We start from the raw sequence: 23,962 nt of genomic DNA on the forward strand, positions 1-23,962 counted from the left end.
GGAACCGCACGCGCCGGACCGGGGGACCGCACCGGTCCCGCGGGGACGCCGGCTAGGCCGGGAAGCGGCGGTCGACCCAGTGGAAGGTGAACTCCACCAGCACGGCGGCGGCGCCCGCGATGGCCACCGCGGCCCAGGGCATGGTCGTGCCGACCAGCTTCAGCTCGAAGAAGTGCTGGAGCCACGGCACCACCAGGACCAGCAGGAACGCCAGCCCCATCGCTCCGACCAGCCCCACCCGCCACCACGTGTACGGGCGGGCGATGATCGCCAGCACCCACATCGACACCAGGAACAGGGTCAGGGTGGCGGCGCTGGTCTCGGCCTCCAGGGCGCCCTCGCCCGTGTAGTGGTTCCGGGCCAGCAGGTACGTGACGAAGGTGGCCAGCGCGGCGATGGTGCCGCCCGGGATCGCGTACCGCATCACCCGCTTCACGAAGTGCGGCCTGGCCCGTTCCTTGTTCGGGGCCAGGGCCAGGAAGAAGGCCGGGACGCCGATGGTGAGGGTGGACAGCAGGGTCAGGTGCCGCGGCAGGAACGGGTACTCGACCTGCCAGCACACCACCAGGATGGCCAGCAGCACCGAGTAGACGGTCTTCGTCAGGAAGAGCGTGGCCACCCGGGTGATGTTGCCGATGACCCGGCGGCCCTCGGCGACCACCGAGGGGAGCGTGGCGAAGGAGTTGTTGAGCAGCACGATCTGGGCCACGGCGCGGGTGGCCTCGGACCCGGAGCCCATCGAGACGCCGATGTCCGCGTCCTTCAGGGCCAGGACGTCGTTGACGCCGTCCCCGGTCATCGCCACGGTGTGGCCGCGGGACTGGAGGGCGCCGACCATGTCGCGCTTCTGCTGCGGCGTGACCCGGCCGAAGACCGCGTTCCGGTCCAGCTCCTCCGCCATCGCGGCCTGGTCCGCCGGCAGCTGCCGCGCGTCCACGGTGTTCTCGGCGCCCGGCAGGCCCAGCTTCCCGGCCACCGCCGAGACGGAGACCGCGTTGTCGCCCGAGATGACCTTGGCGTGGACGTTCTGCTCGTCGAAGTAGCGCAGGGTGTCGGCGGCGTCGGGGCGCAGCCGCTGCTCCAGGACGATCAGCGCGGTGGGGCGGGCGCCGGCGGCGATCTGCGGGTCGTCCAGCTCGCGGGCGGACCGGGCGAGCAGCAGCACGCGCAGCCCCTGCTCGTTGAGCGCGTTGATCTCGTCCAGGGCCGGGTCGCCGCTGGGCAGCAGCACGTCGGGCGCGCCGAGCAGCCAGGTGGAGTTCTCCCCGTCGCCCTCGCTGAAGCTGGCGCCGCTGTACTTCCGGGCGGAGGAGAAGGGCAGCGACTCGGTGCAGCGCCACTCCTCAGCGTCCGGGTAGGCGTCGATGATGGCCTGCAGGCTGGCGTTGGGCCGCGGGTCGGACTCGCCGAGGGCGCCGAGGACCTTGCGTACGTACGTCACGTCCGCCCCGCCCAGGGGCCGCAGCTCGGTGACGTCCATGCCGCCCTCGGTGAGGGTGCCGGTCTTGTCGAGGCAGACCACGTCCACGCGGGCCAGCCCCTCGATGGCCGGCAGCTCCTGGACCAGGCACTGCTTGCGGCCGAGCCGGATGACGCCGATGGCGAAGGCCACGGAGGTCAGCAGCACCAGGCCCTCGGGGATCATCGGGACGATGCCGCCGACGGTCCGGGCGATGGAGTCCTGGAGGTTGTTGTCCTTGACCACGAGCTGGCTGATGATCAGGCCGATCGAGGTCGGGATCATCATCCAGGTGACGTACTTGAGGATGGTGGAGATGCCGGAGCGCAGCTCGGAGTGGACGAGCGTGAAGCGGGAGGCCTCCTCGGCCAGCTGAGCGGCGTACGCCTCGCGGCCGACCTTGGTGGCGGTGAAGGCGCCGCCGCCGGCGACCACGAACGAGCCCGACATCACCTCGTCGCCCGGCTTCTTCAGGACCGGGTCCGCCTCGCCGGTCAGCAGCGACTCGTCGATCTCCAGCCCGTCGGCCTCGCCGACCACGCCGTCGACGACGACCTTGTCGCCGGGGCCGAGCTCGATGACGTCGTCGAGGACGATCTCGGACGTGGAGATCTCGGCGGCCCTGCCGTCGCGCCGGACGGTGGGCTTGACCTCGCCGATCACGGCGAGCCCGTCGAGGGTCTTCTTGGCCCGCAGCTCCTGGACGATGCCGATGCCGGTGTTCGCGATGATCACGAAACCGAAGAGGCTGTCCTGGATGGGCGCGACGCACAGCATGATCACCCAGAGCACGCCGATGATCGCGTTGAAGCGGGTGAAGACGTTGCCGCGGACGATGTCGGCGGTCGAACGGCTGCTGCGGACCGGTACGTCGTTGACGTCACCGCGCGCGATCCGTTCCGCGACGGCCGCCGCGGTGAGGCCGCCCGGCTGGAAGGCGGGAGCGGGCAGCCGTACGGGGTGGACGGGGTCGAGCTCGGCGCCCGCGTCGATGGCGGTGCCGCGGGTGCCGCCCGCGCCCCCGCCGCCCGGCTCCGGCCCGTCGGTGTCGATCTTCGCCCGCTGCGTCATGGTTTCGACGGTAAGCGGGGTCGTGCCGGTTCACCCGCCGAGCGACGGGAAGATCAGACCTCGGTATGACCAGGATCGTCCTGGGGTCGCCCGGCCGCTTCCGCCGCGTGGCGCTTGAGAGCGGCGTCGCGGGCGCGTACGTACCAGATGCCGATCAGGCCGAGGGCGCCGCCGGCCGCGCAGGTCCAGACCCACCAGAGGAGGTCCCGGTCGGCGAACCAGCCGTAGAACGGGAGCTGCACCACGAACATGGCGAACCAGAGGATCGTGCCGCCGGTGATGGTGGCGACGACCGGCCCCTCCAGGGGCTCGGGCGCCTCGTGCTTGGGGGTCCACTTCGCCATGCGGGCCAGTCTAGGTGGCCTCCTGAACGGTCTACGCGCGGAGATGGACGCCCCTTCGTTCATGTGTTCATACTGAAACGGTTTGTTCGCGACCGAATTTATTGGTGCGAATCTCCTAAGCAAACCCTTTGAGGACCGAATGAGCACGTCGGCCCCCGCCGCCCCGGCCACCGCCCCCCAGCCCTCCCCGCAGGGGACCGGGTCCGTCCTGGACCGCTACTTCAAGATCTCCGAGCGCGGCTCCACCGTGGCCCGCGAGGTCCGCGGCGGCTTCGCCACCTTCTTCGCGATGGCCTACATCATCGTGCTGAACCCGATCATCCTCGGCAGCGCGAAGGACATGTACGGCCACCAGCTCGACGGCGGCCAGCTGGTCACCGCCACCGTGCTGACCGCGGCCCTGACCACCCTCCTGATGGGTGTGATCGGCAACGTCCCGATCGCCCTGGCCGCCGGCCTCGGCGTGAACACCGTGGTCGCCCTCCAGCTCGCCCCGCGCATGAGCTGGGCCGACGCCATGGGCATGGTGGTGCTCGCGGGCTTCATCGTGATGCTGCTGGTGGCCACCGGCCTGCGCGAGCGCGTGATGAACGCCGTCCCGCTGGGCCTGCGCAAGGGCATCGCGATCGGCATCGGCCTCTTCATCATGCTGATCGGCCTGGTCGACTCGGGCTTCGTCTCCCGCATCCCGGACGCCGCGCACACCACCGTCCCGCTCCAGCTCGGCAGCGACGGCCACCTGCACGGCTGGCCCGTGCTGGTCTTCGTACTCGGCGTGCTGCTGACGCTGGCGCTGCTCATCCGCAAGACCCCGGGCGCCATCCTGATCTCGATCGTCGCCATGACGGTCGTCGCGGTGGCCGTCCAGCTGATCGCGGACCTGCCGGGCCAGGCCTGGGGCCTGACCGTGCCGGAGTGGCCGGGCAACCCGGTCGCCGCGCCCGACTTCGGGCTCGTCGGTCAGGTCAGCCTGTTCGGCGGCTTCGACAAGGTGGGCTTCCTGACCGGCGCCCTGTTCGTCTTCACCGTGCTGCTGTCCTGCTTCTTCGACGCGATGGGCACCATCCTCGGCGTCGGCGACGAGGCCGGGCTGATGGACCGGGACGGCAACTTCCCCGGCATCAACAAGGTCCTGATCGTGGACGGCATCGCCGTCGCGGCCGGCGGCGCCACGTCCTCGTCCGCCAACACCTGCTTCGTCGAGTCGACCGCGGGCGTCGGTGAAGGTGCCCGTACGGGCCTGGCGAGCGTCGTGACCGGCGCGCTCTTCGCCGTGGCGCTGTTCCTCACCCCGCTGGCCACGATGGTGCCCTCGCAGGCGGCCACCCCCGCGCTCGTCGCGGTCGGCTTCCTGATCCTGGCGGGCTCCGTCAAGGACATCGACTGGAGCGACTTCACCATCGCCGTCCCGGCCTTCCTGGCGATGCTGACGATGCCCTTCACGTACTCGATCACCAACGGCATCGGCATCGGCTTCATCAGCTTCACCGTGCTGCGGCTGGCCGCCGGACGGGGCCGTGTGGGGGTCCCCCCAGCGGAGCGAGGGGGAGTTCCGGCGGCGATGTACGTCGTGTCGGCGGTGTTCGTCTTCTACTACGCGATGCCTGCCCTGGGCCTCACGTAGAAACCTTTCCCCGGTGGGGTGCCACGGGCTCAGGTGAGCCCGTAGAACTTCTCCGTCTCGTCGACGGCCGCCTTGAAGCGCTCGTCGAAGTCATCGCGGATGAGCGTCCGGACCACGTAGTCCTGGACGCTCATTCCGCGTTTGGCGGCGTGGTCCCGCAGCCGGGCCAGCAGCTCCCCGTCTATGCGCATGCTGAGCACGTGTGTCCCCATGGGCACAGGGTCGGGGCAGCGGGCCGAGGGATGGGTCACTTTCCGGAAGGGTCTCACCCTTATGGGTGACACGTGCCGTCAGGACGCCCCGTGCGGGGTATCACGGCGTGCCGCGCGTAAACGGTTGGTATTTAGACTGACTAATGAGCTACTCTAAATACATGCTTGACCTCACCCATGGCGACGATGCTGCCGCCGTGAACGACCTCCGCTCGGCCGTCATGCGGCTGGGCCGGCGCCTGAAGCACCAGCGCGTCGACGAATCGCTCAGCCCGACCGAGATGTCGGTGCTCGGCACCCTCGCACGCTGCGGCTCGGCCACCCCCGGTGAGCTGGCCCGCAAGGAGCACGTCCAGCCGCCGTCGATGACCCGCATCGTCGCGCTGCTGGAGGCCAAGGGACTGGTCAGGCTGGAGCCGCACCCGGACGACCGCCGGCAGAAGGTGGTCAGCCAGACCGAACGCGCCGAGGCGATGCTCGAGGAGAGCCGCCGCAAGCGCAACGCGTTCCTGGCCCGGCTCGCGGCCGAGCTCGACGAGGACGAGTGGGCCAAGCTGCGCGCCGCCGCGCCCGTCCTCGACAAGCTCGCGCACCTGTAAGGACGAGCCGAGGAGGCGAAAGCCCTTGAGTACGGGAAACGGAGCAGACTCCGCACCCGGACCGAAATCCACCCCGACACCGCCTGCTGGACCCGCAGCACCCGCTGGACCCGCAGCACCCGGCGCCGGCCGCACCCCGGCCGGCACCACCCCGAGCACCACCCGCAGTACCGGCACCACCCGCAAGAACACGATGTTCGCCTCGCTGAGGATCCGGAACTACCGGCTCTTCGCGACCGGCCAGGTCGTCTCGAACACCGGCACCTGGATGCAGCGCATCGCGCAGGACTGGCTGGTCCTCTCCCTGACCGGATCCGCCTCCGCGGTCGGCATCACGATCGCCCTGCAGTTCCTGCCGATGCTGCTCTTCGGCCTCTACGGCGGCGTCCTCGCCGACCGCCTGCCGAAGCGGCCGCTGCTGATCGCCACCAACTCGGCCCTCGGCCTCACCGGCGTCGCACTCGGCGCGCTCACCGTCACCGGGCACGTCCAGGTGTGGCACGTCTACCTGGCCGCCTTCCTGGCCGGCCTGATCACGGTGGTCGACAACCCGGCCCGGCAGACCTTCGTCTCGGAGATGGTCGGCAAGCGGCAGCTGGCCAACGCGGTCAGCCTGAACTCCGCGAACTTCCAGACCGCGCGGCTGGTGGGCCCCGCCGTCGCCGGTGTGCTGATCACCGCCGTCGGCTCCGGTTGGGCCTTCCTGCTGAACGGCCTGTCCTTCGCGGCACCGATCGCCGGCCTGCTGCTCATGCGGACCCGCGAGCTGCACGTGGTCGAACCCCGGCCGCGCGCCAAGGGCCAGCTCCGCGAGGGACTGCGCTACGTGGCCGGACGCCCGGAGCTGGTCTGGCCGATCGTGCTGGTCGGCTTCATCGGCACCTTCGGCTTCAACTTCCCGATCTGGCTCTCGGCCTTCACGGACGACGTCTTCCACGGGGAGGCCGGCACGTACGGCCTGTTCAACTCGCTCATCGCGACCGGCTCCCTCGCCGGGGCGCTGCTGGCGGCCCGGCGCGGGCTCGCCCGGCTGCGGCTGCTGGTCGTGGCCGCCGCGCTGTTCGGCGCCCTGCTGACGGTCACCGCGTTCGCGCCGGGCTTCTGGCTCTTCGCCGCGCTGCTGGTGCCGATCGGCATGTTCGGGCTCACCGTGAACGTCACGGCGAACTCCAGCGTGCAGATGGCCACGGACCCGGAGATGCGGGGCCGCGTCATGGCGCTGTTCATGATGGTGTTCACCGGCGGCATGCCGGTGGGCGCACCGCTGGTCGGCTGGGTCACGGACACCTACGGCGCCCGCGTGGGCATGGCCGCGGGCGGCCTCGTGTCGCTGGCCGCCGCGGTCGGCGTCGGTCTGGTGCTGGCCCGCGTCGGCGGCCTCCGCCTCCGGGTGGACCTCAGGCCGGGCCGTACGCACGTGGCCTTCGTACCGCGCCGCGAGCAGCTCGCCACCGCCGCGTGACGCCCCCGGCGGGCGGCCCGAACCGCCCGCCGGGCCGCCTGCCGAGTTCCGCGGCGAGGACTATCGTCGCCGCATGAGACTCTTCGCGGCCGTGCTGCCGCCCGAGGAGGCGCTCGACGAGCTGGCGCGGGTCGTGGACCCGCTGCGCCGGGCCGACGGCGGCGGGCTCCGCTGGACGGGGCACGCCGGGTGGCACTTCACCCTGGCCTTCATGGGCGAGGTGGGGGAGGCGCTGCTGCCCGAGCTGCACGCCCGGCTGGCCCGCGCGGCGCACCGTACGGCACCCTTCCCGCTGCGCCTGCACGGCGCCGGACAGTTCAGCGGCCACGCCCTCTGGATCGGCGCGGCCGGCGGGGTCGACGCAATCCACCTGCTCGCCGAGCGCGCGGACGCCGCGGCCCGCCGCTCCGGCGTCCCGATGGAGCGCCACCGCCGCTTCACCCCGCACCTGACCGTCGCCCGCAGCCGGGCGCGGGCCGACCTGCACCCGTACACCGAGGCGCTGGGCTCCTTCGAGGGCGCGCCCTGGCAGGTGGGCGAGCTGTCCCTGGTCCGCAGCACCCTGCCGGCGCACGGCGTGCCCGGCGAGCAGCCGCGGTACGACGTGGTCGAGGCCTGGCCGCTGGCGGGGTGACCCGCGGGGCCGGTTACGCTCGAAGGGTGGATCCCAAGACCAGGAACCGGGTAATGGCCGGTGTGCTCGCCGTCATGTTCGTCGTCGTCGCGGTGGCGGCCGCCCTGAAGTAGCCGCAGCCGCCACCGCGCGGTACGCCGTACGCGGCCCGGCTACCAGGCGAAGGCCTCCGGGGAGGGGCCCGGGCCGGGGAAGATCTCGTCCAGCCCGCCCAGCACCTCGTCCGGCAGCTCAAGCTCCACCGCCCGCAGGGCGCCCTCCAGCTGCTCCGCCGTGCGCGGCCCGACGATCGGTCCGGTCACGCCGGGCCGGGTGAGCAGCCAGGCCAGGGCGGCCTCGCCGGGCGCCAGGCCGTGCTTGTCGAGCAGGTCCTCGTACGCCTGCACCTGCGCCCGCACCGTGCTGTTGGCCAGTGCGTCCGCGGACCGTCCGGAGGCCCGGCGGCCGCCCTCGGCCTCCTTCTTGATCACGCCGCCGAGCAGCCCCCCGTGCAGCGGCGACCACGGGATGACGCCGAGCCCGTACTCCTGCGCGGCCGGGATGACCTCCATCTCGGCGCGCCGCTCCGCGAGGTTGTACAGGCACTGCTCGCTGACCAGGCCGACCAGGCCGCGCCGGGCGGCCGTCTCGTTGGCCTGGGCGATCTTGTAGCCGGGGAAGTTCGACGATCCGGCGTACAGGACCTTGCCCTGCCGGACGAGCACGTCGATCGCCTGCCAGATCTCCTCGAAGGGGGTCCGGCGGTCGACGTGGTGGAACTGGTAGACGTCGATGTAGTCGGTACGGAGCCGCCTGAGGCTCGCGTCGACGGCCCGCCGGATGTTCAGCGCGGAGAGCCGGTCGTGGTTGGGCCAGGTCTCACCCTGGCGGTCCATGGACCCGTACACCTTGGTGGCGAGGACCACCTTGTCGCGGCGGCCGCCGCCCTGCGCGAACCACGTGCCGATGATCTCTTCGGTGCGGCCCTTGTTCTCGCCCCACCCGTACACGTTGGCCGTGTCGTAGAAATTGATGCCCGCTTCCAGCGCCGCGTCCATGATCGCGTGGCTGTCGGCCTCGTTCGTCTGCGGGCCGAAGTTCATGGTGCCGAGTACGAGTCGGCTGACCTTGAGTCCAGTGCGTCCGAGCTGCGTGTACTTCATGGTCCGCAAGCCAACTCGATCGACGCGGCGCGGGCAAGGGCGCCGAGCGGGAGGCGGGGCAAAGATCCGTACAACCGTTCTGTCCTGTCAGGGGTCTTGGGGGTGTCACCGATCGCATCCCAGGGGGGAACGGACGTGCGTCGTCGCATCCGCAGGACCGTCACGACCGCCGCGGCGGTCGCCGCGCTCACCGGAGGCCTGCTGGTCTCCGCCCAGGCCCAGGCCGCCACGGGGCCCGCGCCCACCCGGTACGCCGACGACTTCAACGGCGACGGCCGCCACGACCTGGCGGCCGCGTCCGCGGGGGCCGCGCTCAACGTGCCGGGGGCCGACGGCGGCACCGTGATCGCCTACGAAGCGGGCTACGTGACCGTCTCGTACGGCTCGAAGTACGGCGCCCAGAAGACCGGCCTCAAGGCCGTCACCCAGAACAGCCCGGGCGTGCCCGGCACGGCGGGGGAACGCCAGTCCTTCGGCCTGGCGCTGGCCAACGGCGACTTCAACGGCGACGGGTACGCGGACCTGGCGGTGTCCTCGCGCTCGGCCTTCGTCGACTGGGACACGCCGCAGAAGGGCGTGGTCACCCTGCTGTGGGGCAGCCCGACGGGTCTGAAGGGCGGCAGCACCGTTCCGGTGGCGCCCGCGCTGCAGTACCGCCTGGGTGCCGCGCTCGTGGCCGGTGACTTCACCGGGGACGGCAAGGCCGACCTGCTCGTCGGCCAGGACACGCAGCTCCACCTGTTCCGCGGCCCGTTCGCGGCCGACGGCCGGCCCTCCCGGGTCCAGCCCGTGGAGGTCGGCGCGAACGTCGACTTCGGCGCCGCCGGTGTCCTCAAGAGACTGGCCGTCGGCCGGATCAACAAGGGCGCCATCGACGACCTCGTCGTCCTCCCGGACGGGCGCGGCCGCGGCCGCGTGCTCCTCGGCGGCCCGTCCGGCCTGCGCCTGACGGAGGGCACCCTGCGCGGCGGCGGCAGCGTCGCCGTCGGGGACTTCGACGCGGACGGCTACGGCGACATCGCCGTGGGCGACCCGGAGCACGAGCGGGACGGCCGGCGCTGGGTCGGCAGGGTCCACGTCACCATGGGTTCCTCGGCCGGAGTGGACGAGAACCGCGCCGTGCGGACGTTCACCGAGGACACCACCGGCGTCCCGGGCTCCCCGGGTGAGGGCGACCAGTTCGGCTCCGAGGTCGCCGTGGGCGACCTCGACCGTGACGGCCGCCCGGAGCTGATCGCCGCCGCGGTCGGCGAGAACCGGCCCACCTGCGAGCACTGCTACGTCGGCGGGGGCGGCCTGTACGTGCTCAAGGGCACGGCCAAGGGCCCGACCGGCGCCGGTGCCGCGTTCTACGGCCACAAGGCGGCCGGCCTGCCCGCCCTCCCCGGTGTCGCCCGCATCGCACGCCAGCTGAAGGTCACCGACCTCGACGGCGACCGGCAGCCGGAGATCACCCTGGCCCTGTCGAGCATGTACGAGTCCGGCCAGCAGGTCTGGTCCGTCGGCACGAAGGACGGCAAGGTCGCCGGCACCTCGCCGACCCGCGTGGTCCAGCCGCCGGCCGACCCGCTGATCCACCGCACGCCGACCTCCCCGGGCACCCTGGGCCTGATCACCCGCTGAGATCCGGAGCCGGACGCCCTACAACCTTCCGTCCCCGACCGGGGTCTTGACTACGTATCCGAACGAATCCACTAGGGGGAAACGGACGTGCGACGTCACATCCGTCAGGCCGTGGTGGTCGCCACGGCGGCCGCAACGCTCAGCGGGGGCCTGCTGGTCTCCACCCAGGCGCAGGCGGCCACCACGGCCCCCGCGCCCACCCGGTACTCCGACGACTTCAACGGCGACGGGTACCACGACCTGGCGATCGGCGCCCCGGACGGCAACGTCAAGGTCACGGGTGCGGACGGCGAGACCCTGCTCTCCGCGGCCGGCTACGTCACCGTCTCGTACGGCTCGAAGTACGGCGCCCAGAAGACCGGCCTGAAGGTCCTCACCCAGAACAGCCCCGGCGTGCCGGGCGACGCGACGCAGGGCCGGGGCTTCGGCGCGGTCCTGACCAGCGGCGACTTCAACGGCGACGGCTACGCCGACCTCGCCGTGGGCGCGCGGGGCAACCAGGTCTCCCTGCTCTGGGGCAGCGCCACGGGCCTCAAGGGCGGCACCCTGATGGCCGACCCCCAGAAGCGGCCGGGCTACGGAGTGGTCCTGAAGTCCGGTGACTTCACCGGTGACGGCAAGACCGACCTCGTCGTCGGCTACTCCACCACGCTCTGGCTGTTCCGGGGTCCCTTCAAGGCGGACGGCTCGCCCGCCGCGGCTCCGAAGCACATCGACCTCGGCCGCGACTACCCCGTCTTCGAATCGGGGGCGCAGAACCGGATCACCGTGGGCCGGATCAACAAGGGCGCCATCGACGACCTCGTCGTCCTCGGCGAGCGACGCGACATCGGCGGACCGCTGCGGGGCCGGGTGCTCCTCGGCGGGGCCTCCGGCCTGCGCTTCACGGAGACCACCATCCGGGGCGGCAGCAGCGTCGCCGTCGGGGACTTCGACAAGGACGGCTACGGCGACATCGCGGTGGGCGACCCGGAGAACCAGATCGACACCGAGTACGCCGCGGGCCTGGTGCGCATCAACTACGGCGGCCCCGACGGCGTGGACGAGAACCGCGCCGTGCGCACGTTCACCGAGGACAGCGCCGGCATCCCGGGCAGCGTGGGGGCCGCGGACCGCTTCGGCTCGTCGGTCGCCGCGGCCGACCTGAACCGGGACGGCTACGCCGACCTGGCCGTCGGTGCCATCGGCGAGTTCAAGCCCACCTGCGAGCACTGCTACGTCAGCGGCGGCGGCATCTACGTGCTGAAGGGCACGGCCAAGGGCCTCACCGGCACCGGCGCCGCCTTCTACGCCTACAACGCACCCGGTCTGCCCCGCCCCGCGGGCACCTACCGCATCCCCTCGTACCTCAAGGCCACCGACCTGAACGGCGACCGCCAGCCCGAGCTGACCTTCCCGGTCAAGGCGGCCGTCCCGCAGGTCTGGTCGGTCGGCACGAAGGACGGCAAGGTCGCCGGCACCTCGCCCACCCGGGTCGTCACCCCGCCGGTGGACGCACAACTTCAGGGCACCGCAACGCAGTTCGGCGTCCTCGCCAACTGACCTCGCCCGTCTGCCTCGAAGACCGGGGCGTGGGGGCCCGCCCCCCCCCCCCCCCCCCCCCCCCCCCCCCCCCCCCCCCCCCCCGCCCCCGCCCAGCCTCGCCCCCCCCCCCGCTGGGGGGGGCCACCCCACCCCGCCCCGCCCGGGGGGCCCCCCGGGGGGGGGGGCCGCGCGCCGGCGCCCCCCCCCCCCCCGCCCCGGCCCGCAACCACCGCACCACAGGGGGAACTCCACATGCGACGCCACACGCGTCACGCCGTCGCGGTCGCCGCGGCGGCCACGGCACTCACCGGAGGTCTGCTGGTCTCCGCCGGCACCCAGGCCCAGGCGGCCACCACCGCCGGCCCCGCGGCCACCCGGTACTCCGACGACTTCAACGGCGACGGCTACCACGACCTCGCGGTCGCCGTGGGCAGCGCCAACGTCGTCGTCCCCGAGACCGCGGAGAAGCCCAACGCCGGCTGGGGAGCCGGATACGTCACCGTCTCCTACGGCGGCAAGTACGGCGCTCAGAAGACCGGTCTCAAAGCCATCACCCAGGACACCCCCGGGGTCCCCGGCAAGGCCGCGCTCAACCACGGCTTCGGCCAGGTCATCGCCAACGGCGACCTCGACGGCGACGGCTACGCCGACCTCGTCGTGCGTTCCGAGGACTGGGTCGGCGGGCCGGACGGCAAGGACACGGCCCGGGTCACGGTCCTGTGGGGCGGTCCCACGGGCCTCAAGGGCGGCTCCGACATCGCCAACAACGACCCCGACCTGAAGTTCGGTGCCTTCGGCGGCGTCCTGGTGACGGGCGACTTCACCGGTGACGGGAAGACCGACCTGGTCGTCGGGCACAGCAACCGCCTGGACCTCTTCAAGGGCCCGTTCACCCGCACCGGCAAGCCCGCCGCGATCCTGCCCGTCGACGACGGCATCGACTTCCGCTACTCGCCGTACGAGCCCGGACGGATCGCAGCCGGCCGGATCGACAAGGACGCCGCCGACGACCTCGTCGTCCTCGGGGACCGGACGCTCCTCGGCGAACGCCCCGGCAAGGTGCTCCTCGGTGGCCCGAAGGGGCTGAAGGCCACGTCCGCGAAGGTGCGCACGGGCACGAGCGCCGTGATCGCGGACTTCGACAAGGACGGTTACGGGGACGTCGCCGTGGGCCACCCCGATCACAACTGGGAGGACCTCACCCAGGCAGGCCGCGTCCACATCGCGTACGGCGGCAGCGGCGGCCTCGACGCGGGCAGGCGCGTCCGGGTGATCACCGAGGACACCGTCGGCGTCCCGGGCAGCCCGCAGCGCAGGGACCAGTTCGGCTCCGACGTCCGGGCGGCCGACATCAACGGTGACGGCTACCCGGACCTCGTCGTGGGCGCCTCCGGCGAGAAGTCCCCCCTCTGCGACGACGGCTGCCGCAACCGCAGCGGCGGCGGCCTCTACGTCTTCAAGGGCGGCAAGTCGGGCGTCGTGGCCGCCGGTTCGGCGTTCTACGACTACGCGTCGGAGGGCGTCCTCAAGCCCGGCGGGATCGTCCGCTTCGGCGACCAGCTCAAGCCGGTCGACCTGAACGGCGACAGGAAGCCCGAGCTGAACCTCACCTGGTCGGGCGGGACCATCTGGTCCGTCGGTGTGAAGAACGGCGTCGTCGGGGCGGCCCCCACGCGGGAGGTCCGGCCGGTGAGCGACCCGAGGATCGAATCCTGGGGCAACCGCTTCGGTCTGATGACCCGCTAGTCAGGGCATCGCGTACGGCGCGCCGATGCCCCAGGCCTGGTACATGGCATCGGCGAACTCGCCCGCCAGACGGTGCTCACCCGACTCGTTCGGGTGAGTGCCGTCGTACGTGTCGTAGTGGATGTCGTACTCCTTCGGCCGCGCGCCCAGCAGGATCGGCGAGGCCGGGGTGTCCAGGTCGGCGACCGCCTTGGCCAGCAGCTCGTTGAAGCGGGTGCACTCGGCGGCGAAGGGGGCATCCGACTCGGCGCGGACGTTCGGGATCACCGGCAGCAGGACCATCCGGATGCCCGGGCGGGCCTCGCGGGCGGCGGTGACGAACCGGCGGGCGTTGGCCGCGGTCTCGTCCGAGGCCGTGTAGAAGCCGAGGTCGATCAGGCCCAGGGAGACCAGCAGCACGTCCGGCTTGTGCACGGCCACGGTCTCGCCGATCAGCGGGGCCATGTGCTGCCAGCCCTCGCCCCAGCCGGCCAGGTGGCGGCGGGCGTGGTCCGGGAAGCCGGGATCGGCGTAGTCGTGCGAGACGGGTGCGTCGGCGAAGGTGTCGTACACCTCGCGGCGCGGACCGACGATCTTGTACGGGCCGCCGAAGGACGCGTTGAGGTGCTGCCACATCCGGTAGCGCCAGGTGTAGTCGCCCGCGCGTCCGATGGTCATGGAGTCGCCGACGAACATGAAACGCATCCGGTCATCATCGCGGATCGGCCCCTGGGCCGTCCTGTGAGCCTGGACACCCCGCCGGGGTGGCAGGCTGGGGGGATGCGTCGTCTTCTGCGTCCCGCCCTGTGTGCGGCCGTCCTGGTCCCGGCGGTCCTGTCCTCCCCGGCGGCCGCCGTGGCCGCCGACGGGGCGGAGGGCCCCGGCACCTCCTCGTTCACGATCTCCGACCCGCGCATCAAGGAGTCCAGCGGCCTCGCGGCCAGCAGGAAGCACCCCGGCGTGTACTGGACGCACAACGACAGCGAGGACGGGCCCTACCTGTACGCGGTGGACTCGGCCAGCGGCCGTACGGTCGCCCGGGTCACCATGACCGGTGTGGGCCGCCCGCGTGACGTCGAGGGGATCTCCCTCGGGCCGGACGGGAACCTCTACGTCGGCGACATCGGGGACAACGCCGACGGCTCCTGGGACCACGTGTGGATCTACCGCCTGCCCGAGCCCGACCGGCTGGCCGACGCGACGGTCAAGGCCACCCAGTTCACGGTCCGTTACGCGGACGGCGCGCGCAACGCCGAGGCGCTGATGGTGCATCCGGTGACCGGACGGGTCTACATCGCGAGCAAGAGCGAGGACTCGGGGCACCTGTACGAGGGCCCGGCCCGGCTCAGCGCCTCCGGCACGAACGTGTTCCGCCGGGTGGGCGACGTGCCGTGGGTGACGGACGGCGCCTTCTCGCCCGACGGGCGCCAACTGGTCCTGCGGGGCTACTTCTTCGCGGAGACCTACCGGTGGCGGAACGGCCGGACGGTGGGCGAGGGCGAGCGGGTGAACGCCCCCTTCCAGGGCCAGGCCGAGGCGGTGACGTACTCACCCGACGGCTCCACGCTGATGTTCGGCTCGGAGGGCGAGGGCAGCCGGGTGGTGGCGGTGCCGGTGCCGGGGCGCGCGGCGGACGGGGCGCCCGACGCCACGCGGCCGGGCGGGAAGCCGGGTGCGGCGGCCGCGTCCGGGGGGACGGGCGGCACGGCGGCCGCGGGCGGTGGAGGCTTCACCGTGGGTGCCGTGGTCCTGGTGGTGGGCGCCGCCGCGCTGCTGGCGATGCGCCGCCTGCTGCGTCGGGGTGACTGACCTGACGGGTCTTCACGTGACTGGCGCACCCCGGTTGCGGGGACGCGCCGCCTGCTCGTGAGTGGTGACTGAACGTCCACTCCCCGAGGAGGAGAGCCCGTTGCGTACCCCTGCGCGTTTCGTCCTGCCCGCCGTCCTGTCCCTGGCCCTGCTGGGCGCGTCGCCCGGCCTCGCCGGTGCCGCGGCCGCCCCCGAGCGGCCCGCCCTGGCGGCCCCGGCCGCCGCGCCCCTGCCGGGTGCCGACGCCCTGCTCAAGCAGGTGCAGGCGCTGGGTGCCGTCGGGGGTCTGCTGACGCCCGTCACGGACCTGCTGACCGCGGTGCTGAAGGCGGACGACGGCAAGCTGCCGCAGGCGGACCTCGACAAACACGTGGCGGCGGTCAAGGCCGCGGTCGAGAAGCTGAAGGCCTCGCTGCCGGCGCCGCCGGTCGAGGCGCCCAAGCCCCCGGTCGACCTGCCGGTGGACCCGCCGAAGCTGCCCGTCGACCCGCCGAAGCCACCCGTGGAGGCGCCGAAGCTGCCCGTCGAGGCCCCCAAGACGCCGGTCGAGGCACCGAAGACGCCGGTCGAGGCGCCCAAGCTGCCGGTCGAGGCACCGAAGCTGCCGGTCGCCGCCGTGGCGGGCCAGGCCCGGGCCGCAGCGCCGCTCGACCTGATCACCACCGCCCTGGACAAGCTGGTGAAGTCCGTCGAGGGCCTCGCCAAGGCCTCCGGGCCCTGCGGCTGCTCCGCCGACGCCGTCGGCAAGGTCAACGAGGTGGTGACGGGCCTGGTCGACACCGTGCTGGCCCTGCTGCTCGGCGCCGGCCTGCCCGCGCCGTCCCTGCCCGGCCTGCCGGACCTGCCCGGCCTGCCGAAGCTGCCCGGCGAGGCACCGAAGCTGCCGGTCTCGTGAGCGCGACGGCCGGAGGTGCGATAGCCGTGGGGGGGGGGGGGGGGCGCCCCCCGCCCCCCCCCCCCCGCCCCCCCCCCCCCCCCCCCCGCCCCCCCCCCCCCCCGCCCCCCCCCCCCCCCCCCCCCCGCCGCCCCCGGCGCCCCGGGGCCCCACCCCGGCCCCGGTGCGGTCGCGCGGCGGGGGGGGGGGGGGGCGGCCGGGGGGGGGGGGGGGCCCCCCGGGGGGGCCCCCCCGCCCCCCCCCACGCCGTACCCGTACGGCCGCCCGTACCGCGGGGCCGGCTCAGGCCGTGCCCGTCAGGTGGGCGAAGACCACGACGTTCGAGTCCCAGTGCCGGTCCGGGGTCAGCTTCCCGCCGCAGGTGATCAGGCGCAGCTCGGCGTCCTTCGTCGCGCCGTAGACCTTCTCCGTGGGGAACGCGCTCTTCCTGTACGTCTCCACCCCGTCCACCGCGAAGACCGCGGTCGTGCCGTCGGCCCGGTGGACCTGGACCTGCTCGCCGGCGGTGAGCTCCTTCAGGTCGTGGAACACGGCCTCGCGCGTGGTGGGCGTGTCCATGTGCCCGACGATCGCCGCCGCGCCCTTCTCGCCGGGCGTCGGTCCGTCCTCGTACCAGGCGGCCTCCATCGGTCTGTCGAACGACGGCTCCCGCATCTCCCCGTCCGCCGCGAGCCCCACCGCGTCGAGCTTCGCGTCGACGTGGATGTCCGGGATCTCGATCCGATCCGGGACGGAGGGCTTGAGTACGCTCGCCGCGCGTGCCGTGGCCGGCCGGGCCGGCCCGCCCGCACCGGAGTCCGCCGACGCGGAGCAGCCCGCGGCCAGGGTGACGGTGAGGGCGACCGCTCCCGCCAGGGCGGTGGCGCGGCCCGCGCGGCGGCCCCGGCGGACGGCGGTGCGCCGCCGCTCAGGCATCGCCGGCCGTGACGCCGACGGGAGCCAGGCCGGTGTTCACGCCGCCCTTGGGCTTCTTGTGCCCGGCGGGCCCGTGCGGGGTGACGGGCTTGGTGTCGCCGCCGTGCCGGCCCTCGGTGGCGGTGAACTTCACGGTGTCGAACTTCCTGCCGCCGGCGAAGGCGTCCACGCCGTAGTAGCCGAGCCGCACGTCCTTGGCGACGACCGCGGTGCCGGTCCAGAGGCCGTGGCCGTCGTCCTTCAGGGCGACCTTGCCGCCGAAGGCCTTGGAGCTGACGTACGCGGCGGCGTCCTTGACCGTGGTCCTGACCGTGACCCGGATCCTGTCGCCGGGGGCGCCGCTGTCCTTGGACAGGGAGACCGTGGAGGTGGCGGGGGCGGGCGTCGGGGTGGCGGGGGTGGTGGCCGTCGGAGTGGCGGTCGCGGTGCCGTGTGCGGTGGCGGGGGTGGTGCCGCCCGTGGCCGCCGCCGGTCCGGCGGCGTACGCGGTGACCGGGGCGGCCAGGGCCAGGGACGCGGCGAGTGCGATCGCCGGGACGGTGAGTGCCTTGCGCATGGTGGATCCTCCTGACAGGGCCCCGGTTTTTCGGGGCACACCAGACATGAGGGACATCCTGTGCGCCAGGTTGCGGGCCTCCGCGCGGGCGCCCGGGGCACCGGCCGAAGGTCCTCCGGGACGTATCCGCAGGCCCCGGGGTGCGGGCTGACCCGCTGTTTGCGCCGCCTTTGCCGGCATTTTCGGGACCAAGGTCCCGACCGGGACGCGGCTGTGCTCCGGGAACACCGGAGCCCCCGGTGACAGGGCGTCACCGGGGGCTCCGGACCGTACGGTTCGGGAAGCCGTCAGAGCTTCTCGATCACGTAGTCGATGCACTTGGTCAGCGCCTCGACGTCCGCCGGGTCGATCGCCGGGAACATCGCGATGCGCAGCTGGTTGCGGCCGAGCTTGCGGTACGGCTCGGTGTCCACGATGCCGTTGGCGCGCAGCACCTTGGCGATCGCGGCGGCGTCGATCTCGTCCGTGAAGTCGATCGTGCCGATGACCGCGGACCGCTTGGCCGCGTCCGTCACGAACGGCGTGGCGTACTTCGACTCCTCGGCCCAGCCGTACAGGGTCCGGGCGCTGGCCGCGGTGCGCTGCGTGGCGAAGTCCAGGCCGCCCTGGCCGTTGATCCACTTCAGCTGCTGGTCCAGCAGGAACAGGGTGGACAGCGCCGGGGTGTTGTACGTCTGGTTCTTCAGCGAGTTGTCGATCGCGGTCGGCAGCGAGAAGAACTCGGGGACGTGGCGCCCGGAGGCGTGGACGCGCGCGGCGCGCTCCAGCGCGGCCGGCGAGAACGCCGCGAGCCACAGGCCGCCGTCCGAGGCGAAGGACTTCTGCGGGGCGAAGTAGTAGACGTCCGACTCGGTGATGTCGACCGGCAGGCCGCCCGCGCCGGAGGTCGCGTCGACCAGCACCAGGGCGCCCTCGTCGGCGCCCGCGACGCGCTTGACCGGCGCGGCGACACCCGTGGAGGTCTCGTTGTGCGTGTACGCGTACACGTCCACGCCCGCCTCGGCGACCGGCTCGGGGTGCGTGCCCGGGTCGGAGGAGATCACGCTCGGCTCGTCCAGCCACGGCGCCAGCTTGGCGGCCTTGGCGAACTTCGAGGAGAACTCGCCGAAGGTCAGGTGCTGGGACTTCCGCTCGATCAGACCGTGGGTCGCGACGTCCCAGAAGGCGGTGGAGCCGCCGTTGCCCAGGATCACCTCGTAGCCCTCGGGGAGCGAGAAGAGGTCCCGGATGCCGTCGCGCACGGACCCGACCAGGTTCTTGATCGGGGCCTGGCGGTGGGAGGTACCGAGCAGGGAGGTTCCGGTGGCGGCCAGCGCGTCCAGCGCTTCCGTCCGCACCTTGGAGGGGCCCGCGCCGAATCGTCCGTCGGCGGGCTTGATGTCAGCGGGAATCTGGATCTCAGCCACGAGCGGAGCGTATCCGGTCGGAACCCTCCCGTCGGCGGCGCGTCCACCCGATGAGACGAGCCGTGCAGGGCGGGAGGATGGGCGGGTGACCGACACGGTGGAACTGGAACGGGTGCTGCGGGGGACGGTCCGGGGCGAAGTGGACTTCGGGGTCTCGGCCCGCGCCCTGGTGACCATGGACGCCTCCAACCGCCGGCGGGTCCCGCTGGGCGTGGTGGCCCCGCGCGACGCGGCGGACGTGCGTGAGGTGCTGCGGGTGTGCCGCGAGGCCGGGGTGCCGGTCGTGCCCAGGGGCGGCGGCACGTCCATCGCCGGCCAGGCCGTCGGCACCGGTGTGGTGCTGGACTTCACCCGGCACATGGCCGCCCTGGTCCGGCTGGACCCGGAAGCGCGCACGGCCGTGGTCCAGCCCGGTCTGGTGCTGGGCGCGCTGCGGGCCGCGGCCGCCCCGTACGGGCTGACCTTCGGCCCCGACCCGTCCACCTGGTCCCGCTGCACCCTCGGCGGGATGATCGGCAACAACGCGTGCGGGGCGCACTCGGTGGCCTGGGGGACCACCGCGGACAACGTCGCCGAACTGGAGGTCCTGACCTACGGGGGCGGCCGGCACCGCCTCTCCCGGGGTTTCTCCGGCGCGCCGGCCGGGCTGCGCGAGCTGGTCGACGGGAACCTCGCGCTGCTGCGCACCGGGATGCCGGCGGACTTCCCGCGCCGCATCTCCGGCTACGCGCTGGACGCGCTGCTGCCCGAGCGGGGCGCGCAGGTGGCGCGGGCGTTCTGCGGGAGCGAGGGCACGCTCGGGGTGGTCACCGAGGCGGTGGTGCGGCTGGTCGAGCTGCCGGCGGCGCCGGTGCTGGTCGTCCTCGGGTACCCGGACGAGGGCGCGGCTGCCGACGCGGCGGCGGGGCTGCTGCCCTTCGGGCCGCTGACCGTGGAGGGGATGGCCGCCGACCTGGTGCGGGGCGCGGCGGGTCTGCCGCGCGGGGGTGCCTGGCTGTTCGTGGAGATGCCGGACGCGGGGGCGGCCCGGGCCCTGGTGCGGGCGGCGGACGCGGTGGACGTGGCGGTGGTGGCCGACCGGGGCGGGCAGCGGGCGCTGTGGCGGATCAGGGAGGACGCGGCCGGTACGGCCACCCGGCTGCCGGGCGGGGAGATGGCCTGGCCCGGCTGGGAGGACTGCGCGGTGCCGCCGGCCCGGCTGGGCGCGTACCTGCGGGAGTTCCGGGCCCTGCTGGCCGCGCACGGCCTCCGGGGCGTTCCCTACGGGCACTTCGGGGAGGGCTGCGTCCACGTGCGGATCGACTTCGACCTGGTCACTCCCGAGGGCGTGCGCCGCTTCCGGGCCTTCTCCGAGGAGCTGGCCGCCCTCGTCGTGGCGCACGGCGGCTCGCTGTCCGGGGAGCACGGCGACGGCCGGGCCCGGGCGGAGCTGCTGCCGCGGATGTACGGGGACGAGGTGGTGCGGCTGTTCGGCGCGTACAAGGACCTGTGGGACCCCGAGGGCGGCATGAACCCGGGGGTGCTGGTCCGCCCGGAGCCGCTGGACGAGGGGCTGCGGCTGACCGTGCTGCCGCGCACGGAGTTCGCCCGGGAGGTGGGCCGGTGCGTCGGGGTGGCCAAGTGCCGTACGCCCGGGCCGGGTCCGGGGGTGATGTGCCCCTCGTACCGGGTGACCGGCGAGGAGCGGCACTCCACGCGCGGGCGGGCTCGGCTGCTGCACGAGATGCTGGCCGGCGAGGTGGTCACCGACGGGTGGCGGTCGGCGGAGGTGCGGGAGGCGCTGGACCTCTGCCTTGGCTGCAAGGGGTGCCTGAGCGACTGTCCGGTGGGCGTCGACATGGCCGCGTACAAGGCCGAGTTCCTGCACCGCCACTGGGCCGGGCGGATCCGGCCGGCCGCCCACTACGCGATGGGCGGGCTGCCCGGCTGGCTGCGGCTCGCCGCCGCGCTCCGGCTGGCACCGCTGGTGGGTGCGGCCGGCCGGACGCCGGTGCTGTCCTCGCTGGTCAAGCGGCTGGCCGGGATCACGCCCGAGCGGGAGCTGCCGGCGCCGGCCCGGGTGCCGTTCACGCGGGCCTGGCGGCCGGAGGGCCCGGGCGAGGTGGTGCTGTGGCCCGACACGTTCACCGAGTACCTCGCGCCGGGCGCGGGCCACGCCGCGGTACGGGTGCTCGCCGACGCCGGGCTGCCGGCCGGGCTCCCGCCGGGCCGGGTCTGCTGCGGGCTGACGTACGTCTCCACCGGGCGGCTCGGCCGGGCGCGGGCCGTGCTGCGCCGCACGCTCGACGTGATGGAGCCGGTGCTGGACGCGGGGCGGCCCGTGGTGGTCCTGGAGCCCAGCTGCGCCGCCGCCCTCCGGGGTGACCTGCCGCGGCTGCTGCGCGACGACCCCAGGGCGGCCCGGCTGGCCGCGGCCGTACGGACCTTCGCCGAGGCCCTGGAGGAGTACGCGCCGCACTGGGCGCCCCCGCGCCTGGACCGCCCGGTCACCGGCCAGACCCACTGCCACCAGCACGCGGTGCTGGGCGACGCGGCGGACCGCCGGCTGCGCGGCCGGGCCGGCCTGACCGGGGAGCTGGAGGGCGGCTGCTGCGGGCTGGCCGGCAACTTCGGCTTCGAGCGTGGCGCCGGGCGCTACCGGGTGTCGGTGGCCTGTGCGGAGGAGCGGCTGCTGCCCGCCGTCCGGGCGGCGGACGCGCGGGCCGCCGTACTGGCCGACGGCTACTCCTGCCGTACGCAGCTGGCCCAGCTCGGGGGCCGGCGCGCGCTGCACCTGGCCGAGTTGCTCGCTTCCGCGCTCGACGCCGGGGAAGTGCCGCGGGACCAATAGGGTGGCGCCTGAACACATGGGCGTGAAGGGGGCGCAGGGATGAGCGGGTCGGCAACTGACGGGATCTTCCAGCCGCTTGAGGCGGACGATCCGCAGATGGTGGCCGGATACCGGCTGGCGGCCCGGCTGGGCTCGGGCGGCATGGGCAAGGTCTACCTCTCGCACACGCCCGGCGGACGGCCGGTCGCGATCAAGGTGATCCGGCCGGAGTTCGCCGAAGACGCCGAGTTCCGGCGGCGGTTCAAGCAGGAGGTGCAGTCCGCGCAGCGGGTGCAGGGCCTCTTCACGGCGCCGGTCATCGACGCGGACGCGGACGGCCCGGTGCCCTGGCTGGCCACGGCGTACGTCCCCGGGCCCACGGTCGCCGCGGCCGTGGCCGAGCACGGCGCGCTGCCCGCGCGCACGGTGCTGATGCTGGCCGCAGGTATCGCGGAGGCGCTCCAGGTCATCCACGGCGCGGGCATCGTCCACCGGGACCTGAAGCCGTCGAACGTGCTGCTGGCCTCCGACGGGCCGCGCGTCATCGACTTCGGCATCGCGCGGGCCGCCGACGCCACCTCCCTGACCGCGAGCGGGGTCGCGATCGGCACGCCCTCCTTCATGGCGCCCGAGCAGGCCGCCGGGGGCCGCATCGGACCCGCCACCGACATCTTCGCGCTGGGGCAGGTCGCCGCGTACGCCGCCCTGGGCGCCCCCGCGTACGGGGAGGGCCCCTCCCACGGCGTCCTCTACCGCATCGTGCACGAGGAGCCGCGGCTGACCGGTCTGCCGGAGGAGCTGCGGCCGCTGGTGGAGCGGTGCCTCGCCAAGGACGCCGCCGACCGGGCCTCCCTCGCCGAGGTGCTGGAGCTGTGCCGGGCGGCGGACGGCCAGACGCAGCTGCGCCGGCCCGAGGACTGGCTGCCGGGCGGCCTCGCGGCGGGGATCACCTCGCGGGTGGGGATCGTGCCGGGGCCGGTGGGCGGTCCGGTGGGCGGTCCCGTGCCGACGGTGCCGGCCCAGGCGTCGGCGACGCCTCCGCCGACGGCTCCGGCCGTACCCCCGGCTCCCGCGTCCGCTCCGGCCGGTCCTCTGCCGACGGCCGCCGCGGCCCCGGCCGTACCCCCGGTGCCGGCCGGCGCGCCGGGTGCGTCCGGCGCCACGCCGCCCCCGATGCCGGCCACGGCGCCCGCTGCCGCGGCTGCTGCGCCGGCCGCCGTCGCCCGGGCCGCGTCCGGCCCGTACGCCGAGCCCACCCATGCGGGTCCCGCCCACCAGCAGACCGCCCCGGCCCACCCGGTCGCCGGCGCCCACCCGACGCCGCCGCCGGGCACGTACCCGACGCCGCCGCCGACCGCCCCCGGCACGTACCCGACGCCCCCGCCGCCGGCGCACCACACGCCCCCGCCGGTGAACCCGTACCAGACCGCGTACCCCGGCACCGGCGGCTACCCGCTCCAGGCCCCCGCGCCCGTACCCGCGCCCGCCCCGCGCGGTTCCGACGCCAAGCGGGCCGGCATCGTGCTGGGCTCGATCTTCGGCGGCCTGGTCCTGCTGCTGGGCGGCTGCGCGGCCCTGGCGAACCTGGCCGGCAAGGACGACGACGCGGCGCGCCGCACCGGCGGCACCGCGGCGGCGAGCAGCGGCGGCGGTTCGGCGAGCGGCAGCGGGAACCCGTCCGCCGGCGGGAGCGCCCGGCCGCGCACGGACCCGAAGCCCGCCACGTACGCGAACTTCGAGTTCCCCGCGGGCTACCACATCGAGCTCGGGGACGACCCGCTCACGCCCCGCGACTCGCAGTTCAGCGACGACCTGAACTTCTCGTGCGGCAGCTCCGACGGCTGCAAGTTCACCTCGTACGTCACCAAGATGGTGCTGCTCGACTCGGCGGAGAAGGGCTCGCTCGACACCTGCCGCAAGGCGACCCGCTTCACCAACCGGATCCTGGCGGAGACCCTGTCGCGGGGCGACCAGATCTGCCTGCGCACCAAGTCCGGCAACATCGCGCTGGTCACGTACCGCGGGATGTCCGGTCAGGACGACCCGAGCCGGCACTCCAAGGTCGACGTGACGGTCTGGCGCGGCGCCCTGGAGCCGGAAGCGGGCTGAGTCGCGGGGAGGCGGGGGCGCCCGGCCGTGTAAGGGAAAACCTG

General features: G+C 73.8%; 19 protein-coding genes. 11 read left to right on the forward strand and 8 right to left on the reverse strand.

What is annotated here, in order from left to right:
- Window positions 1-52 precede the first annotated feature (52 nt).
- On the reverse strand, window positions 53-2,530 hold the full coding sequence (locus ACIQUR_RS05065; RefSeq protein ID WP_403658455.1) for an HAD-IC family P-type ATPase: 2,478 nt from the start codon (window positions 2,528-2,530) through the stop codon (window positions 53-55).
- A 53-nt stretch (window positions 2,531-2,583) separates the two neighbouring features.
- On the reverse strand, window positions 2,584-2,874 hold the full coding sequence (locus tag ACIQUR_RS05070) for a DUF2530 domain-containing protein (protein ID WP_403658458.1): 291 nt from the start codon (window positions 2,872-2,874) through the stop codon (window positions 2,584-2,586).
- 139 nt (window positions 2,875-3,013) lie between these two features.
- On the opposite strand from ACIQUR_RS05070, the gene ACIQUR_RS05075 reads away from it, so the two are divergent.
- Window positions 3,014-4,498, forward strand: a complete 1,485-nt coding sequence (locus ACIQUR_RS05075) for an NCS2 family permease (RefSeq protein ID WP_403658461.1) — start codon at window positions 3,014-3,016, stop codon at window positions 4,496-4,498.
- Between the two features lie 29 nt (window positions 4,499-4,527).
- On the opposite strand, the gene ACIQUR_RS05080 is transcribed toward ACIQUR_RS05075, so the two are convergent.
- Window positions 4,528-4,710 (reverse strand): ribbon-helix-helix protein, CopG family, encoded by a 183-nt coding sequence (locus ACIQUR_RS05080; protein ID WP_399939308.1) that lies wholly within the window; start codon window positions 4,708-4,710, stop codon window positions 4,528-4,530.
- Window positions 4,711-4,871: 161 nt separating this feature from the next.
- Between ACIQUR_RS05080 and ACIQUR_RS05085 the strand changes: the two genes are divergently transcribed.
- The 3 genes from ACIQUR_RS05085 (at window position 4,872) to thpR (ending at window position 7,405) form a co-directional block, all read left to right on the forward strand.
- The gene (locus tag ACIQUR_RS05085; protein ID WP_399939311.1) at window positions 4,872-5,309 is read left to right on the forward strand and encodes a MarR family winged helix-turn-helix transcriptional regulator; all 438 of its coding nucleotides are present in this window, start codon (window positions 4,872-4,874) and stop codon (window positions 5,307-5,309) included.
- 25 nt (window positions 5,310-5,334) lie between these two features.
- Window positions 5,335-6,771, forward strand: a complete 1,437-nt coding sequence (locus ACIQUR_RS05090) for an MFS transporter (RefSeq protein WP_403658465.1) — start codon at window positions 5,335-5,337, stop codon at window positions 6,769-6,771.
- Window positions 6,772-6,844: 73 nt separating this feature from the next.
- Entirely contained in the window at window positions 6,845-7,405 is a 561-nt protein-coding gene (gene thpR / locus ACIQUR_RS05095) for an RNA 2',3'-cyclic phosphodiesterase (protein ID WP_403658468.1), read from the forward strand.
- Between the two features lie 152 nt (window positions 7,406-7,557).
- Here thpR and ACIQUR_RS05100 read toward each other — a convergent pair whose 3' ends face one another.
- On the reverse strand, window positions 7,558-8,547 hold the full coding sequence (locus ACIQUR_RS05100; protein WP_403658471.1) for an aldo/keto reductase: 990 nt from the start codon (window positions 8,545-8,547) through the stop codon (window positions 7,558-7,560).
- Between the two features lie 135 nt (window positions 8,548-8,682).
- Between ACIQUR_RS05100 and ACIQUR_RS05105 the strand changes: the two genes are divergently transcribed.
- The 3 genes from ACIQUR_RS05105 to ACIQUR_RS05115 all read left to right on the forward strand — a co-directional run bounded on the left by ACIQUR_RS05105 (window position 8,683) and on the right by ACIQUR_RS05115 (window position 13,440).
- Window positions 8,683-10,170: an FG-GAP and VCBS repeat-containing protein gene (locus ACIQUR_RS05105; RefSeq protein ID WP_403658474.1), complete on the forward strand. Its 1,488-nt coding sequence runs from the start codon at window positions 8,683-8,685 to the stop codon at window positions 10,168-10,170.
- Between the two features lie 87 nt (window positions 10,171-10,257).
- Window positions 10,258-11,712, forward strand: a complete 1,455-nt coding sequence (locus ACIQUR_RS05110; RefSeq protein ID WP_403658477.1) for an FG-GAP-like repeat-containing protein — start codon at window positions 10,258-10,260, stop codon at window positions 11,710-11,712.
- A gap of 234 nt (window positions 11,713-11,946) precedes the next feature.
- A complete protein-coding gene (locus tag ACIQUR_RS05115; protein WP_403658480.1) occupies window positions 11,947-13,440 on the forward strand; it encodes an FG-GAP and VCBS repeat-containing protein in 1,494 nt (497 codons plus the stop codon).
- Here ACIQUR_RS05115 and ACIQUR_RS05120 read toward each other — a convergent pair whose 3' ends face one another.
- On the reverse strand, window positions 13,441-14,124 hold the full coding sequence (locus ACIQUR_RS05120; RefSeq protein WP_403658483.1) for a GDSL-type esterase/lipase family protein: 684 nt from the start codon (window positions 14,122-14,124) through the stop codon (window positions 13,441-13,443).
- Window positions 14,125-14,199: 75 nt separating this feature from the next.
- On the opposite strand from ACIQUR_RS05120, the gene ACIQUR_RS05125 reads away from it, so the two are divergent.
- Together ACIQUR_RS05125 and ACIQUR_RS05130 are read left to right on the forward strand one after the other, a co-directional pair.
- A complete protein-coding gene (locus ACIQUR_RS05125) occupies window positions 14,200-15,228 on the forward strand; it encodes a WD40 repeat domain-containing protein (protein WP_403658486.1) in 1,029 nt (342 codons plus the stop codon).
- Between the two features lie 100 nt (window positions 15,229-15,328).
- Window positions 15,329-16,123 (forward strand): hypothetical protein, encoded by a 795-nt coding sequence (locus tag ACIQUR_RS05130; protein WP_403658489.1) that lies wholly within the window; start codon window positions 15,329-15,331, stop codon window positions 16,121-16,123.
- Between the two features lie 282 nt (window positions 16,124-16,405).
- Here ACIQUR_RS05130 and ACIQUR_RS05135 read toward each other — a convergent pair whose 3' ends face one another.
- The 3 genes from ACIQUR_RS05135 to serC form a co-directional block, all read right to left on the reverse strand.
- Window positions 16,406-17,038: a class F sortase gene (locus ACIQUR_RS05135; RefSeq protein WP_403658492.1), complete on the reverse strand. Its 633-nt coding sequence runs from the start codon at window positions 17,036-17,038 to the stop codon at window positions 16,406-16,408.
- Window positions 17,031-17,594, reverse strand: a complete 564-nt coding sequence (locus tag ACIQUR_RS05140; RefSeq protein ID WP_403658496.1) for a hypothetical protein — start codon at window positions 17,592-17,594, stop codon at window positions 17,031-17,033. Before ACIQUR_RS05140 ends, ACIQUR_RS05135 begins: the two co-directional genes overlap by 8 nt.
- Before the next feature lie 287 nt (window positions 17,595-17,881).
- On the reverse strand, window positions 17,882-19,000 hold the full coding sequence (serC, locus tag ACIQUR_RS05145; protein WP_403658499.1) for a phosphoserine transaminase: 1,119 nt from the start codon (window positions 18,998-19,000) through the stop codon (window positions 17,882-17,884).
- A gap of 85 nt (window positions 19,001-19,085) precedes the next feature.
- Between serC and ACIQUR_RS05150 the strand changes: the two genes are divergently transcribed.
- Together ACIQUR_RS05150 and ACIQUR_RS05155 are read left to right on the forward strand one after the other, a co-directional pair.
- Window positions 19,086-21,830, forward strand: coding sequence for an FAD-binding and (Fe-S)-binding domain-containing protein (locus ACIQUR_RS05150; protein ID WP_403658502.1), 2,745 nt, complete (start codon window positions 19,086-19,088; stop codon window positions 21,828-21,830).
- A 39-nt stretch (window positions 21,831-21,869) separates the two neighbouring features.
- The gene (locus ACIQUR_RS05155) at window positions 21,870-23,918 is read left to right on the forward strand and encodes a serine/threonine-protein kinase (RefSeq protein WP_403658505.1); all 2,049 of its coding nucleotides are present in this window, start codon (window positions 21,870-21,872) and stop codon (window positions 23,916-23,918) included.
- Window positions 23,919-23,962 lie beyond the last annotated feature (44 nt).

It is taken from the genome of Streptomyces sp. NPDC101132 (assembly GCF_044759225.1).
In the GTDB taxonomy this organism is placed as follows: Bacteria; Actinomycetota; Actinomycetes; order Streptomycetales; family Streptomycetaceae; genus Streptomyces.

What these genes read in the sequence shown, in the direction of transcription:
- ACIQUR_RS05085 (WP_399939311.1), top strand. Translation starts at nt 4,872, where the DNA reads ATGCTTGACCTCACCCATGGCGACGATGCTGCCGCCGTGAACGACCTC.
- ACIQUR_RS05140 (WP_403658496.1), bottom strand. Translation starts at nt 17,594, where the DNA reads ATGCGCAAGGCACTCACCGTCCCGGCGATCGCACTCGCCGCGTCCCTG.
- ACIQUR_RS05115 (WP_403658480.1), top strand. Translation starts at nt 11,947, where the DNA reads ATGCGACGCCACACGCGTCACGCCGTCGCGGTCGCCGCGGCGGCCACG.
- ACIQUR_RS05070 (WP_403658458.1), bottom strand. Translation starts at nt 2,874, where the DNA reads ATGGCGAAGTGGACCCCCAAGCACGAGGCGCCCGAGCCCCTGGAGGGG.
- thpR (WP_403658468.1), top strand. Translation starts at nt 6,845, where the DNA reads ATGAGACTCTTCGCGGCCGTGCTGCCGCCCGAGGAGGCGCTCGACGAG.
- ACIQUR_RS05125 (WP_403658486.1), top strand. Translation starts at nt 14,200, where the DNA reads ATGCGTCGTCTTCTGCGTCCCGCCCTGTGTGCGGCCGTCCTGGTCCCG.
- ACIQUR_RS05120 (WP_403658483.1), bottom strand. Translation starts at nt 14,124, where the DNA reads ATGCGTTTCATGTTCGTCGGCGACTCCATGACCATCGGACGCGCGGGC.
- ACIQUR_RS05135 (WP_403658492.1), bottom strand. Translation starts at nt 17,038, where the DNA reads ATGCCTGAGCGGCGGCGCACCGCCGTCCGCCGGGGCCGCCGCGCGGGC.
- ACIQUR_RS05075 (WP_403658461.1), top strand. Translation starts at nt 3,014, where the DNA reads ATGAGCACGTCGGCCCCCGCCGCCCCGGCCACCGCCCCCCAGCCCTCC.
- ACIQUR_RS05155 (WP_403658505.1), top strand. Translation starts at nt 21,870, where the DNA reads ATGAGCGGGTCGGCAACTGACGGGATCTTCCAGCCGCTTGAGGCGGAC.
- ACIQUR_RS05065 (WP_403658455.1), bottom strand. Translation starts at nt 2,530, where the DNA reads ATGACGCAGCGGGCGAAGATCGACACCGACGGGCCGGAGCCGGGCGGC.
- ACIQUR_RS05080 (WP_399939308.1), bottom strand. Translation starts at nt 4,710, where the DNA reads ATGGGGACACACGTGCTCAGCATGCGCATAGACGGGGAGCTGCTGGCC.
- ACIQUR_RS05100 (WP_403658471.1), bottom strand. Translation starts at nt 8,547, where the DNA reads ATGAAGTACACGCAGCTCGGACGCACTGGACTCAAGGTCAGCCGACTC.